The sequence below is a fragment of the Catenulispora yoronensis genome (assembly GCF_039531695.1).
GTDB lineage: Bacteria > Actinomycetota > Actinomycetes > Streptomycetales > Catenulisporaceae > Catenulispora > Catenulispora yoronensis.
Genome location: NZ_BAAAQN010000089.1, coordinates 23,241 through 36,398, shown reverse-complemented (window position 1 = coordinate 36,398; position 13,158 = coordinate 23,241). Strand labels below are relative to the sequence as shown.

Annotated in this window: 10 protein-coding genes and 3 pseudogenes; 5 read left to right on the top strand and 8 right to left on the bottom strand. The window is 65.2% G+C overall.

Features of this window, described 5'->3' with window-relative positions:
- Window positions 1-118: 118 nt before the first annotated feature.
- From ABD481_RS43035 to ABD481_RS47555, 3 genes and pseudogenes are all read right to left on the bottom strand, one after another.
- Window positions 119-406 carry a site-specific integrase gene (locus ABD481_RS43035; RefSeq protein ID WP_344671698.1) on the bottom strand — a complete coding sequence of 96 codons (288 nt, stop codon included), beginning with the start codon at window positions 404-406 and terminating at the stop codon, window positions 119-121.
- Between the two features lie 162 nt (window positions 407-568).
- A complete protein-coding gene (locus ABD481_RS43030) occupies window positions 569-2,752 on the bottom strand; it encodes a hypothetical protein (RefSeq protein WP_486323370.1) in 2,184 nt (727 codons plus the stop codon).
- 562 nt (window positions 2,753-3,314) lie between these two features.
- Window positions 3,315-3,452, bottom strand: a pseudogene (locus ABD481_RS47555) (hypothetical protein); the annotation flags it as partial.
- On the opposite strand from ABD481_RS47555, the gene ABD481_RS43020 reads away from it, so the two are divergent.
- Window positions 3,436-3,888: a hypothetical protein gene (locus ABD481_RS43020; RefSeq protein ID WP_344671697.1), complete on the top strand. Its 453-nt coding sequence runs from the start codon at window positions 3,436-3,438 to the stop codon at window positions 3,886-3,888. The pseudogene ABD481_RS47555 and the gene ABD481_RS43020 sit on opposite strands and share 17 nt — an antisense overlap.
- Before the next feature lie 40 nt (window positions 3,889-3,928).
- Window positions 3,929-4,950: pseudogene (locus ABD481_RS43015) on the top strand (IS5 family transposase).
- A 332-nt stretch (window positions 4,951-5,282) separates the two neighbouring features.
- On the opposite strand, the gene ABD481_RS43010 reads toward ABD481_RS43015, so the two are convergent.
- From ABD481_RS43010 to ABD481_RS42995, 4 genes are all read right to left on the bottom strand, one after another.
- Window positions 5,283-7,022, bottom strand: a complete 1,740-nt coding sequence (locus ABD481_RS43010; RefSeq protein ID WP_344671696.1) for a hypothetical protein — start codon at window positions 7,020-7,022, stop codon at window positions 5,283-5,285.
- A gap of 164 nt (window positions 7,023-7,186) precedes the next feature.
- On the bottom strand, window positions 7,187-7,981 hold the full coding sequence (locus tag ABD481_RS43005; protein ID WP_344671695.1) for an IS5 family transposase: 795 nt from the start codon (window positions 7,979-7,981) through the stop codon (window positions 7,187-7,189).
- 358 nt (window positions 7,982-8,339) lie between these two features.
- Window positions 8,340-9,614: an AfsR/SARP family transcriptional regulator gene (locus ABD481_RS43000; protein WP_344671694.1), complete on the bottom strand. Its 1,275-nt coding sequence runs from the start codon at window positions 9,612-9,614 to the stop codon at window positions 8,340-8,342.
- Window positions 9,615-9,923: 309 nt separating this feature from the next.
- Window positions 9,924-10,478 (bottom strand): hypothetical protein, encoded by a 555-nt coding sequence (locus ABD481_RS42995; protein ID WP_344671693.1) that lies wholly within the window; start codon window positions 10,476-10,478, stop codon window positions 9,924-9,926.
- Window positions 10,479-10,522: 44 nt separating this feature from the next.
- On the opposite strand from ABD481_RS42995, the gene ABD481_RS42990 reads away from it, so the two are divergent.
- From ABD481_RS42990 to ABD481_RS42980, 3 genes are all read left to right on the top strand, one after another.
- Window positions 10,523-10,852: a hypothetical protein gene (locus tag ABD481_RS42990; RefSeq protein ID WP_344671692.1), complete on the top strand. Its 330-nt coding sequence runs from the start codon at window positions 10,523-10,525 to the stop codon at window positions 10,850-10,852.
- Window positions 10,849-11,016 (top strand): hypothetical protein, encoded by a 168-nt coding sequence (locus tag ABD481_RS42985; protein WP_344671691.1) that lies wholly within the window; start codon window positions 10,849-10,851, stop codon window positions 11,014-11,016. Before ABD481_RS42990 ends, ABD481_RS42985 begins: the two co-directional genes overlap by 4 nt.
- A 478-nt stretch (window positions 11,017-11,494) precedes the next feature.
- Window positions 11,495-11,959 (top strand): hypothetical protein, encoded by a 465-nt coding sequence (locus tag ABD481_RS42980; RefSeq protein ID WP_344671690.1) that lies wholly within the window; start codon window positions 11,495-11,497, stop codon window positions 11,957-11,959.
- 91 nt (window positions 11,960-12,050) lie between these two features.
- On the opposite strand, the pseudogene ABD481_RS42975 reads toward ABD481_RS42980, so the two are convergent.
- Window positions 12,051-13,099, bottom strand: a pseudogene (locus ABD481_RS42975) (IS256 family transposase); the annotation flags it as partial.
- Window positions 13,100-13,158: the final 59 nt, after the last annotated feature.

Genomic DNA, 13,158 nt, shown 5'->3' with positions numbered 1-13,158 from the left:
TCAGGTCTGATCGCTGCTCTACCGACCCAGCCCGGGCCAATCAGATCGAAACCCAGCATCTGGGATGGCCAAGAGGCCGGGCCACTTCTAGCCGCCAGACCCGGGCCACTTCAAACCGCTACATACAGTTCTTGCGGCACCAGGTAAGGAACGAGCCGGCCGCGGCGCGGCGCTGGTTCCAGGTCGACTCCGCCGCCGTGCCCCACAGCGCGGCGAGCCCGTCGCCCACCTCCTGCTCGCTGATACTGGGCAGCCGGCGGTGCGGGCCGAGGCGGTCGGCGAGCTTGTCCAGGGCGGCGGCGTAGGCGCGGCGGGTGTTGGGGTTCGCGCACCGCGGCGAGGACAGGAACCGGTCCATCGCGTCGCGGATGGTGATCCCGGAGCCGTCCGGATCTACGGCGGTCACCGCGGGCTCCGGACGCCGGAGGCGATGTACGGGATAACGTGCGTGAGTCGCGCACCGCAGCGGAGGGCTCCCGTGCAGGTCGTTTCAGCCCGCTGAGGCGCCATGTACCGGGTAATAAACTATTATCTTACGCATCGGCTATTGAGTCTCCAGATCTGGCATCTATGGTGCGGCAAGGGTGGCGTCAACCTTGGCGCGCAGTCGTTGTGCGCGGGCATCGTTGAAACCGGTCAGCATCTCGCGAGACTCGGTCCACGCCTCGGTGGCGGCGGCGCCTTGCCCAAGGGCGGACAGCGCTATGGCCAGGTGGTCGAGGATTACCGCATGACGCCAACGGTCGTGCAGATCCTGACACAGCGTTTCGGCTACGCGGTGAAACCTGACCGCCTCATCGAGCCGGCCAAGCGCAAGGTATGCTTGTCCCGCCGCATCGACAGCGAATACTTCCCGAATCTGATCTCGGAGCTGCCGACTGGCTGCTGCCACCGGCTGCAGGACAGCAAGCGCGTCCTCTGGTTGGCCTGCGGCCAGAAGCACCCAGCCGTGGCACACACCAGCCCATCGCACCAGGTTCCCCGAGTGAACGTGCCAAAGGAGATTATTCGCCTCGGCAATATGTCCAAGCGCTTCCTCCGCTCGCCCTGATTCACTCTTGACCAGAGCCAATCTCAGCAGAACTTCGGTACGCGTAGTTAGGTTTGTCTCACTGTCGCGGATGACATCGTTGCATAGGGTCTCGGCTTCGACAAGTAGCCCAGATTCCCAGAGAACAGATACAAGTCCGCTCCGCGCTGCATCGCTCCAAGACCGATCCGGCTGCGATATCGCGGCGATCAATTGTTCGTAGCATTCTTGCGCCTCACGGAGTCTGCGCCCATTCGAGTATGCATGTCCCAAAGTGGTCAGCGCCGCAGCCTTCTGAGCAGCGGATCCGGCGGATATGGCCGTCTCCAGCGCTTCCAAGTGAACTGCTATCGACTCGTCGATACGGTGAGCAAGCCGCAGGGTGATACCTTGCCCCAGCAAAGCCATGCACACTGCGTGAAGATCGCCAAGACGGCTGGCGCTGTTCAGTGCGATCCGTCCGAGCGGCAACCATGCGCCCGTAGGATTTCTTTCGCCGAATGGGACCCACATGGCCGCAAGCAGCTGAACTGTGATCGTGTCCAGTCCGGCGTTTGCCGCAGCCTTTGCCGTGGCCACAAGATTACCAGACTCCCGGTCGAACCATGCGGAGGCCTCGACGGCGTCCGAGAATGACTTCAGTGGATTGGTGACGGGAACGTCTATGGCTATTCCCCACGCGCGACCCAAATCTGATGTATTTAGATGGTTTCTAACTGCGACCATGCACTGTAGATACCAATTGCTAATGCGGAGGAGTGCATCGCGACGGTCCTGTAGTTCTTCCAGGTGTGCGGCCTGATCCTGAGCGTAGGCACGCAGCAGGTCATGGAACTGGTAGCGTTCCTGATCGGAATGTTCAAGCAAGTGGGCACCAGCGAGCGCATCGAGGTCTCGTTGCGCCTGGCGCAGGGGAACGGCGGCCAGCGCGGCGGCAGCGTGAGGGGTGAAGGTGGCGCCAGGGTACAGGCCGAGCAGCTGAAACATTCGGGCGGCAGCGGGCGGAAGAGCGCGGTAGGACCATGCGAACACAGTGCGCACCGCGTCGGCCTCGTCGTCATCCTGCGAGGAGAGCGCCTCCCACAAGGAGGATTCGTCCTGTAGGTCACGGATCAGTTCTGAGAGCGGCATCCGGGGGCGGGCCGCAGCGCGTTCAGCCGCGATACGTAGCGCCAACGGTAGTCGAGCACACAGTCGCGCTAGTTCTACTACTTCCTCGTCGCTGTCCCCAGTCCGGTAGGGAACGGTGGTTGCCTGTAGCAGGTGGACGGCTTCGGCCTCGGGAAACACCTCCAGGGTCGCGCGGTGCGCGCCATCGCGGGCAACCAGCCCGGACAGGCGGGAGCGGGAGGTGACCAGCACCAGGCACCCGTCGGCGCCGGGTAGCAGGGGTCGTACCTGGCCGACCGCGGCGGCGTTGTCGAGCACCACAAGCATTCGTCTCTCGGCAAGCAGGGTGCGGTACAGGGCGCTGCGCTCCTCCACCTCGACCGGGACCGCGCTGGGCTCGACGCCTAGCGCAATCAGGAATCGGGTCAGTGCCTGTCCAGCCTCGACTGGGTCACCAGGGTCGTATCCGTGCAGGTTGATGTAGAGCTGGCCGTCGGGAAACAGCGCGCGGTGCCGGTGGGCCCAGTGCACCGCTAGGGAAGTCTTGCCCACTCCGGCGGTGCCCGCGATCACGCAGACCGCCGCGGCGGTGCCCTGCCCGTCCTCGGACACCAAGGCCGCGTCCAGGCCGTCCAGGTCGGCGGTGCGGTTGACGAACCCGTGGACATCCCCCGGCAGCTGCCGCGGGACCATACCACCGGGACCCGGGCTGGTGTGGAAGTGGATACCACCGGTAACATCGCGGGCCTGGACGACGTCGCCGGCGTTGCCGGATAGGTCCGAGCGCGTGTCCCCGCTGTCACTGCCACCTGTGGCCACTGCTCCCCCTACCGCACGACCGGTACCGCACCCAAGGCTACACAGGGCTCTGATATATCGACAGGGCGTGAAGAAGCCGTCGATGCCAACGCTGAAGGAAAACCGGCGCCAGGAGGACTGGTATCCAAGCCAGTTCGGCCGACTCGGTGCCTCATCCGCCAACGCTACCGGGAAGGCCAGGAAGACTAGCTCGCCGCCCTCGGCCTGGTCCTCAACGCCGTCACCCTGGTGCCCGGTCGGTGCACCGCGCGGCCCCGGCCACCGTGGCGTACAGCCGAGCATCGGCCTTCTCCCTGACGTCGGCAACCAGCCGGGCCAGCACCGTGACACCCGGCAGCAGCACCCACTCCCGGCGCAGCCACGCCACCGCATGGTCGAACAGCGCCACTGGGCCCTCGGTCTGGGTCCAAGCCCGGCCGTACAGGAACGCCCGGAACCGCCGCCAGACCCGGGCCACATGAAGCCGCCACACACAGATGCGGCGCGCTGGCATCAACGACCGGCGCGACCTGCATGTCAACGCCACCAGCCTGGACGCCGTATCCCGCGACCCGCTGCGCGTCCCGTGGGGGATCTACCCGATCCACCCAGTCGCTGCAGCGCGCCTGGTCGGCGACCTCTCGGTCGTCACCATCGAAACGTCCGGCCCGGCGCTCGCCAGGGACCTTCAGAGAGCCGGCATCGACGCCCGCTGGATACTTCCGGCCGGATCCCCCGACTTGGTCGCCGGCCAGGTGGTGATGGAACTACACAACGAGAGCCGCACGCCGCTTGGCATGCAGGACATGGTAATTTCCCGGAACCTGCAGCTGCAGCGATCAGAGCTGGACCGGTATCTCACCGAACTGATCGACCAGGACTCATGGATCGCTGGCATCCGGTACCTGCTAGCCAGCACTAGGAGCTGTTCGGGGTTCGGATCTCGGTGAGGCCCGGTGGTGGGCTGGTGGTGGCTGGTAGAACTCGGTGGTGGCGCGTTTTGATGTGACGGATGCCGAGTGGGCTTTGATTGAGCCGCAGTTGCCGGTGGCTGCCACCGGGCCGTTGCCGCGGCGGGTGCGGGAGCAGTTCAACGGGGTCTTGTGGCGGTTCCGTACCGGGTCTGGCTGGCGTGACGTGCCCGAACGCTACGGTTCCTGGTCAACGCTGTACGACCGTTTCAACGCGTGGTCCAGGGCCGGTGTGTTCCAGGCCTTGATGGACTCGCTGATCGCCGAGGCTGCATCGCGAGGACAGGTCGGGCTGGAGTTGGTCAGCGTCGATTCCACAATCGTTCGGGCGCACCACGAGTCGGCTGGCCTGGCGATCGCCGGGGAGACGCTGGATGCGTTGGAACAGGCTCTGACCGAGGAAAAAGGGGCTCCGTTGGACGATCAGCCGCCGGTATGGCGGGTGGTGCGTCGCAGGCCACAGCTGGTGCGGACGACCAGGACGCGTCGCCGGGTGAGGATCGTGCCGCGACACGGCGTCGCCGCAAAGCCCGCGCCGCGGTTGCCGGGCTCGGGCGGTCCCGGGGCGGGCTGAGCAGCAAGGTCCACGCAGCGGTCGACGTGGCTGGGATGCCGCTGGCTTTGCTGCTCACACCCGGGCAGGCGGCCGACTGCCGGCACCTCATCCCGGTCCTGGACAAGATCTGGGTTTCCGGGCCGGTCGGCCGACCGCGCACCCGCCCCGGCGCCGTGGCGGCGGACAAGGCCTACTCGTCTAAGGCCAACAGGTCCTACCTGCGTCGACGTCGCATCACCGCGGTCATCCCAGAGAAGGCCGATCAGCAGGCCAATCGGAAGAAGAAGGGCTCAGCCGGCGGCCGGCCGGTCGCCTTCGACCCGGGCCGCTATAAGCAGCGCAACACCGTCGAACGCTGCTTTCAGAAGATTAAGACCTGGCGGGGCCTGGCCACGCGCTACGACAAGTCCCCGCAGAGCTACGAGGCCGGACTCCACCTCCGAGCCTCGATCATGTGGCTGAAACTCCTCACCTCAACCACATGATCCGAACCCCGCACAGTTCCTAGTACGCCCAGCAAGCCATGGCCCGTCTACCGCGACGAGCACCTCGTTTGGGCCTGACCCCGAACGCACCGGCGGCGCCAGGCGAAAGCGGAATATACGCCGACGGCGGGAACCCGCAAGAGCAGGTTCCCGCCGTCACTCCGCCTCTGCGACGCCGCGTAATACCGCGCTACACGGAAGGGTTCAGTTCGCACGGCTCATTTCATAGCCGCTTCGATAATGGCAATGTCCTGTTCCGTCGTTCCGCCGCTTGTCCGCTACGCACGACCGGTCTCCACTCACAGCCCCTGTAAAGCGCTCGTCCGGCGGCCTTACGGTGGCGGCGCCGCCGCCAGAGCCGACAGGGCGATCACGCCGTGAGCCACGGCCAGCAAGTGAAGCGCGGCTTGGAGCACCAGTGCGACAACGGGGCGAGGCGGGCAGTCGACCAGACCGTGGCACACGTCGTTACGCACGTTCAGACCGCGCTCTCCGTCGGTGAACGTCAAGACGAACGAGTGGCGGCGGTCCTCGTCGAAGCCGATCTTCTCCATGTTGGAGATCAGCGTGCCCATCTGGAGCACGCCGCCGTTGGTGTCGCCCTTCGCGACGGTGAGCATCGGCACGCCGTGGCCGCGCAGGATCTCCCGCACCAGGGCTTCCACGCGCGGAACCGCCAGGTGCACCGAGACGTCGTCGTTCTCCCCGATGCCGTAGAACGCGAACGCCCGGGCCAGCATTTTCGTCCGGGACGCGGTGACGAGTTCGGGGCAGTCGAACACCGCCACGAGGTCGTCGACGGTGGGTGCGAAACGCTCCCAAACCCAGTCCAGCTGCGCCGCGAAGGCCAGGCCGGCACGCTGCGTGGCGACCTTGCGGTACATGTCCTTGGTGTTCGCAAGCCCATCGGTGCTGGCCGGGGCCGTAGGCACCGGGCCCGCGGGGTTGATGCTGCCGCGCGCGATGCCGGTGGCCAGCGGCGCCGAGGCCATCAAAGCCAGCGCGGCCTGCTCGGCGGCGGTGTCCGTGCCGGCCGGCGCGGGCATCGCCGCGATCCGCCACAGCGCCTCGGCCAGCGTGTTCGCCTGGTCGACTTCGGCCAGCGCCGCGTCCCGCTCGGCGGGGGTCAGCTCCAGCAGCATCCCGCGGGTCTTCATCCCCAGGCTTTGCACCTGCATCGCCTGCATCTTCTTCCGTGCCGCCTCGGACAGGTCGGTCAACCCCGCGTTCTGGGGCGCCGTCGCCGCGTCGTTGAGCAGCATCAGGCTCAGGACGCCGGTCATCTTGTTCTCCGCAGTATCGATCATGGCGATGACGATCCGCCGGTCGATCGCCTGGCGGGCCTGGTCGTCAGCGGCCAACTGGCGCAGCAGCTTCAGGAACGCCTGGTGCAGGATGATGTCGTTCTCGCTGGCGGTCACGGCCCGCTCTATAAGGCTAGTAACGGTGGCGGCGTCCGCCTTCGCCGCGTGCAGCGGGCTCAGGAGCCGATGCAACAGGCCCAGCGGGGGGCTCGCGGTGTCCAGCATGTCCTCGGCCATCGTGACGATGTCCTTCACGACCAGCTCGCGCAGGTCCTTCTGGTTCATGCTCAGCGAGAGATGTAGGGCGCGGAGCAGCGACTCTGTTGCTCGGACTCGGGTGCTGACCGTGTCGGCGGCCAAGAACACGGGGGCTGCCGCGCGGTAGGCGGAGATCGCGTCCCGGGCGTGCCGATGCGGGCGATCCGCCTTGGCCGCCGTGAGCAGGTCGTGCAGGTGCGCTCGCGCCGCCGCGCTGCTGGCGGCGTCCGCATATGCCGCCCACAGCTGCAGCGCGTCGGAGCTCACCTGGTCGACAGTGTCGGGCCACTGCCCCGAGAGGGCGCCGGCGAACTCGCCGGAGAAGGTGCCGTCGGGCAGCAGCCGAAAGCCGATCGCCGCGCGCACCGCGTCGAGGTGCACGGGGTCGTAGGTGGCCGGGTCGAGTTCGCCGGCCTCGCGGGTCAGGTGTTCGGCCACGCCGGAGATGGTGGTGAAGTTCTGCGTCGCGCGGTCCAGCGCGCCGAGGACCACCAGGTCTACTTGTGTCATGTTCTCTTCCTCGAAGGACCTGCTATTCAAGTGTGAGGCCTTCGGGGAGGGTCGCGCCCGGATTTTCCGATACGTTACTGCGCCCCCGGGTCGCGGTCTCTGTGGCATGTAGAGGTCCGGACGGCCGCCATTGAGCCTGTTGGTGAACTGATCGTTGAGGTTGGTCAGGCCCATCGGGTGGTGGGTTTGTCCAGGCGGCGGGTCATGTGCAGTGCCATGGCGGAGATGACCATGGCTTCGTGGTGGAAGGGGTCGCGTTCGTAGTCGCGGGCGCAGCGGCGGCAGGTGGTGATCCATGCCAGGGTGCGTTCGACGACCCAGCGGCGCCAGGGGATGGTGTAGCCGCCGGTGGGCGTGCGTTCGGTAAGCACGACGTGCAGGTCGATGTCGCAGGTGTCGGCGGCGAAGCCGATGAGGGCGCCGAGGTAGGCGGTGTCGGCGTAGACGGTGGTCACGCCGGGGTGGTTGTGGTGCAGGGCTTCGAGCAGGGGCATGGCCGGCTTGGTGTCGTGGGCGTTGGCCGGGGTGGCCAGTACGTGCAGCAGCAGCCCTGTGGACTCGACGATCAGGTGGCGTTTGCGGCCGTTGACGCGTTTGCCGCCGTCGAAGCCGCGTTCGGTGCGGCCCACGGTAGCGGCGGCCTTCACCGACTGGGAGTCGATGGCCGCCCAGGTCGGCTCGGGGTCCCGTCCGGCCAGGCGACGTATCCGGGTGCGTAATCGTTCGTGCAGGATGCGCAGCCAGCCGTTGCGGACCCAGCGGGTGAAGAAGGCGTATACCGCGGTCCACGGCGGGAAGTCCGCCGGTAGGGCCCGCCACTTGCAGCCGTTGTCGACCAGGTAGAACAGTGCGTCGATCATCGTGCGGCGGCAGTGGGACTCGGGGCGGCCGCCGTTGCCGGTCAGCCAGGCCGGTTCCGGCAGCAGCGTCTCGAGCATGGACCACTGGGCGTCGGTCATGTCGGTGGGGTATCGCCGGGCGCGGCCGGGATGATCGGGGTGGTGGAATCGCGCCAGGCCGCAGCAAGGTTGCAGTTCGCCGGACACGGTGGGCGCAGGTGGGGAAGATGGCATCGACGGGCTCCTGAGACCGCGGTGGATTCGACACCTTCCGCGCTATCAAGAGCCCGTCTTACTACCGCGACGAACCCGCAAAACGCCAGGCCCACACTGCCAGACGCCCCAAGCACACCACCAACGATCAGTTCACCAACAGGCTCACTGACATTCGCGCAACTATCAGTAAAAAGATAGAGTCCGAGGATGAAATCCACACCTTCGGAAGAACATTGACCGCTGCCGACAAGCTCCAGATGCATCAACGACCGTTGTTTACTGGACCTTCAAACTCGGCTCCAATGCCTGTCGGAGCTACCAGCCCTAGAGAACTTCTGTCCTGATCCGACCCTAGGCCCAAAACGACAAGAATCTGTTTCGGCGCGCCAAGCAAGTCTGGCCGTCGCGCCAATTGAAACTGCTGTGCTGCATTAAGATTGAAGACGGCCAGCGATTTTCCATTTTTTACGATCAGCAGTGATTGCGCCTGAATAACCGCTTCGTCGACCCCTTCCAGTGCTGGTAGGATCTTTGATACACCTTCTAGTAACAGCGCTGAAACTTTGGCGGTCTCGGCCGTCACAAGGCGCGTCTCAAGTGCAACAGCGGCAGCGATACCCAGTTCGCGAGCGCCCTCTGTTTCGACAGCTGACCGAATTCTGGCACGCATCCGAAGCCACCACGAGCCGGACACCGGCTCATCGCGTTCGGAAACAACGAGCCCCGCTCTTGTGAGCCATTCCTCAACTGCCGCCTGAACACTGCCGGCATAGTGTGCATCTGAAATATAGATTGAAACTGATATCTGGTCGACTTCAACGTCACCCAGGGGGGTCGAGTTATCAAGATGGCCAAGCCTGGAAGACGCATCTGACTCATGTGGGGATATTGGGACGCTGACATCCATCCGCTCCCCGGGCCGTGCACCTGTTGCGCCCAGGGCTAGGCGCTCAACGGCCCCCAGTCGCAACCTTGATAGCATTCGAGCCTGATTTCTGGCCCAGGAGGATTCCAGGCCCGCCAGAGGCACCGCCCCCTCAGGCCACCAGTCCAGCGCCTGCTGAACCAGAAACTGTTCCTCTTCCGTATCGCCTGCCTCCGCCACGATGTCGGCCTGAAGTATCAGACTCTGAAAACGATGCACATCCACCACCGTGGCAGCATTGGTAAATTTAGCCAGAAACCCGTCGCGTGTTGCTCGCAGGGAAATCAGAGAACTTGCGGGAGCTAGTATCGAACGAAGCCGTGACACGTAATCGGCAAGCAATTGACTGGCCGTTGATGGTGCATTCAGCCCCCATATTGCATCAATGAGGAAGATTTTTGACACCGCCTGATCGGCCGACAATACCAACGCCGCCAACAGTGTCCTGGACGGCACTCCGCCAAAATCCAATTGTCGACCGTTGAAGACTGCATATACACCGCCGATCAGTCGGATTTCAAGGAACTCCTTGGCGCCCTCTATACTCTCCGTCGCTACGACTGGAACACGATCGATAACTTCGTCAAGAACCGCCGTCACGGTCTTCGGCATCAAGCCTCCATCACTGGGTATTGAACAGTATCCCCGAGACTCGTCTTGCAATATCCAGCAACATCGGGATCCGTGCTTTTAGGGCACCTTTCCGACTCGTCCTTCATGATCGCCGCATCTCCAAGTATGGATTATCACCATAATAATGCACGTTTCCGTTGCCGCCCAGTGGCGCGTCCGTCCGCTTCCGGCTCAGCCGTCGCCCAAGTTGCGAGACTTCAGACGTGCACGGGGGCAACTTGAGCAGAACTCGGCGACAGCAACCCCTCATTCGACCGACTCGTCAAGGTGTTGAGAAATGATCGTTTCTCAACACCCCCGGAAACGATCATGAACGTGTCCGGTTCCGAAGTCGTCTGCGCGGTCTGTCAGAACTGACCAGTTCTGAGAGGCGCGTCGTAGCGGGCGGAGTCCGCCGGGCGGTGTGATCTTGCGACACGAATCCCGTAAGCGCATGCGAAAACAGTGACCGATGTTTCCGCATGGCTCACCGAGCACGGACTCACTCTCGACCAGTGCCGCCAGGCCGAGATCGACCGATGGCACGCCGAGCACCATATTCATGACCGCCGCGCCCTGCGATCCTTCCTGCTTTGGTGCGCCGCCAGCCGCCGCACCCGCCGCTTCGAACTGCCGACCGCCGTGATCCAGGCCAGCCCGCTCGGCCAGCAGCAGCGCCTCAGCATCCTGGGTCAATTGCTGACCAGCGAGGACAAAGCCCTGCGCACCCGGGTCGCCGGGAGCATCGTCCTTCTCTACGCCCAGCCGCTCACCCGCGTAGTTCGCCTCACCCTGGACGACGTCATCCAAGGCGACGACCAGCTGCTCCTGCGCCTCGGCGAAACACCAACCCAATCCCCGCACCCTTCGCTGACCTGCTGCTGCGCTGGATCGCGGACAGGAACAACATGAACACCGCCACCAACCACGACTCGACCTGGCTCTTCCCTGGCCGCCGCGCCGGGGAGCCGATGAACCCCAACTCCCTCGCCGCCCTGGTCAACAAGGTCGGAGTCAGCACCGCCGGCCGCGCGGCCGCGATCCGCCAACACGTCCTGGAGATGCCCGCCCCCGTCGCCGGCGATGCCCTGACCTACCACTACAAGACCACCGCCAGGCACTCCGCCGAGACCGGTACCTGCTGGAGCCGCTACGCCGCCGGGGACCACACACGCTCACCGGCAGGCTGGACACCACGCGTGAGTGGTGCAGACGATGCTGACATGCTTCGACCATGACCCACATACCTCCTGGCGACCGGCTCAGCGACGACGAACTCCGAACGCTGGCCGACCTCGTGGCTCGCTACACGCACCACCACCTCGACCAGTGGGAGTTCTGGAAGGTCGACATGCCCTACGGCAACCACTACGTCTACTTTTCGGCAGGTGGGCCGCTATGAGAAGAGCACGACGGCCAGATCGACTGGCAGAAGTATGTGACGATCTGGCCCCCCTCGGGAGCCGCTGGCGTCACCCCCTGGGGATGCTTTGTCACCTGAGGTCGGTTAGAGCCGGATGGTCTTGCTCGTCGGAACGAGAACTCGCGACAGTTGATTACGCGAGCTCACCAGTCAAAGTGCCGATTAGCTAACAAAGCCACGGATAGTGGAGCGGAGGCGGAGTAGTAGTGGATGTCGCCGGAGAGGTCCCGGGCCTGCACCATGTCCCTGGCCCGGCCCGGCAGGTCAGAGGACGCCCCTGCGGAGCTCATGTCCGTGGCCGGCCGCGCCGTTCACCACCGCCTGGATTCCGCCTGGCGCCCGAAGTCCGTAGTCTGCCACCGCTCCGGGTGGATCGGCCCGTGTCAGAGCAATTGTCAAAGCCTGTGTTTCGGGAGGGCTTTCTGGTCGCGATCGGCGGCACGTTAGGGTGCCGCCCATGGCGATTCCTGAGCTCATACCGATCTGTCATGATCCGGGCTACCGGACGAGCACGATCGGCCGCTACGACGACGGTCAGTTCTTCGGCTGCATTACCGGGGCGTTCCCGCCCGGCTACGAGGTCGGTTCCGACTGGCACCTTCACAAGCGCTGGTACGCGGTGCTGCATCGGTTCAACTACGGGGGCTACCACCTCGGTTCGGACATCTGGTGTCCCGGACCGGGCCCGTGGGCTGAGCAACAGAACGACTGTCTGGCTCGCTGGCTGGACGCGCTGCCCGGCCGCGAGTTCTGCGGAATCGCGATTCGTCCCTTCAAGGTGGAGTTCGAAGGCGTGGTCTTCGGCCTGCTGACCAGCAACGATTTCGAGTACGCCGAAGGCGTCGAGGTGGAGGACTGGGCCGAGCTCTACCCGAACCAGCTGGGCTTCAAGTCTCCGTGGGACGGGTGTTACGACACCTGAACCGACCGGGGTCTGGCGGCGTCTGCGGGCCGGTCGCTGCAGCCGGTGTGGTTGTCGGGTCGCGAGTTGGGATGTTCAAGCCGCGGTGACGTCCTGCCTTTCGACGAGGACGCCCTCGTCGAACTGTGCGCCTGCGCGCACGAGCGCAACAAGGTGGGGTGCGTTGGTGGATCCAGTGCTCGGCCGGGTAGTCGTAGAACGCCAGCAGCACGTCCTCATCGTCGACGATCTTCGCCACGGCTTTCGGGAACTTCGCGGCGTACTGCTTCCCGAACGCCTTGACGGCGGCCTTGGCCTGGTCTTTGTCCTCGGCATTGCAGATGTCTGCGATCGCGTTCTTCGCCGCGGGTTGCGCCGACTTCGAACGGGCATCCAGGACATTTGCCGTCTTGTGGACCCAGCATCTCTGCTCGCGGGTCTCGGGGAACACCTCGCGCAGCGCTTTCCAGAAGCCCAGCGCCCCGTCGCCGACGGCGAGATGCGGAGCGCGCATCCCACGCCGGGAGCAGTCCCGCAGCAGATTCGCTCAGGACTCTCCCGACTCCCGGCAGCCTTCATCCAGGGCTATCAGTTCCTTGTTGCCGTCGGCCCGTACCCCCACCATCACCAGCACGCACGCCTTGGCCTCGTCCAGCCGGACCGTGAGATGCACGCCGTCGGCCCACACATAGACGAAGTCGGTCTTGGACAGGTCACGCTTCGAACGCCTTGTGGTCCTCGGCCCACTGGGCGGCCAGCCGCGATACCGTCGCCGATGGACAGCCCGTGCAGATACAGCAGCGGCGGCACCTCGGCTATCTTCGGCGTCTTGCGCGCCCACGGCGGCAGGATCGCCGAGGAGAACCGCCTGCGCTCCCCGGTCAACGGGTCGACCCGCTTGTCGTTCACCCGCGGCGCCTTGACAGTCACCGGCCCGGCCGAGGTGGCTATGGTCCGCTCGGCGTGGAAGCCGTTGCGCACCAGCCGCCGCCCGGCGGCGTCCCGCTGGTCGGCCAGCTGCGCCAGATAGGCGTTGACCTCGGCCTGCAGCGCGGCAGCCAGCATCCGCCGGGCTCCTTCCCGGACGATCTCGTCAATCAGGGAGCCGTTGTCGGTGGTCCGGTCGGCGTCGACTACGTAAGCATGGGCGTGCCCTCCCAGCCGACGCGCCAACGCCGGCCTACCCAGCGGCCTTCGAAACGATCACTCGGGAGGGTACG

What these genes read in the sequence shown, in the direction of transcription:
- ABD481_RS43020 (WP_344671697.1), top strand. Translation starts at nt 3,436, where the DNA reads ATGCGGCGCGCTGGCATCAACGACCGGCGCGACCTGCATGTCAACGCC.
- ABD481_RS43005 (WP_344671695.1), bottom strand. Translation starts at nt 7,981, where the DNA reads ATGACCGACGCCCAGTGGTCCATGCTCGAGACGCTGCTGCCGGAACCG.
- ABD481_RS43010 (WP_344671696.1), bottom strand. Translation starts at nt 7,022, where the DNA reads ATGACACAAGTAGACCTGGTGGTCCTCGGCGCGCTGGACCGCGCGACG.
- ABD481_RS43000 (WP_344671694.1), bottom strand. Translation starts at nt 9,614, where the DNA reads ATGCCGAAGACCGTGACGGCGGTTCTTGACGAAGTTATCGATCGTGTT.
- ABD481_RS42990 (WP_344671692.1), top strand. Translation starts at nt 10,523, where the DNA reads ATGAACACCGCCACCAACCACGACTCGACCTGGCTCTTCCCTGGCCGC.
- ABD481_RS42980 (WP_344671690.1), top strand. Translation starts at nt 11,495, where the DNA reads ATGGCGATTCCTGAGCTCATACCGATCTGTCATGATCCGGGCTACCGG.
- ABD481_RS42985 (WP_344671691.1), top strand. Translation starts at nt 10,849, where the DNA reads ATGACCCACATACCTCCTGGCGACCGGCTCAGCGACGACGAACTCCGA.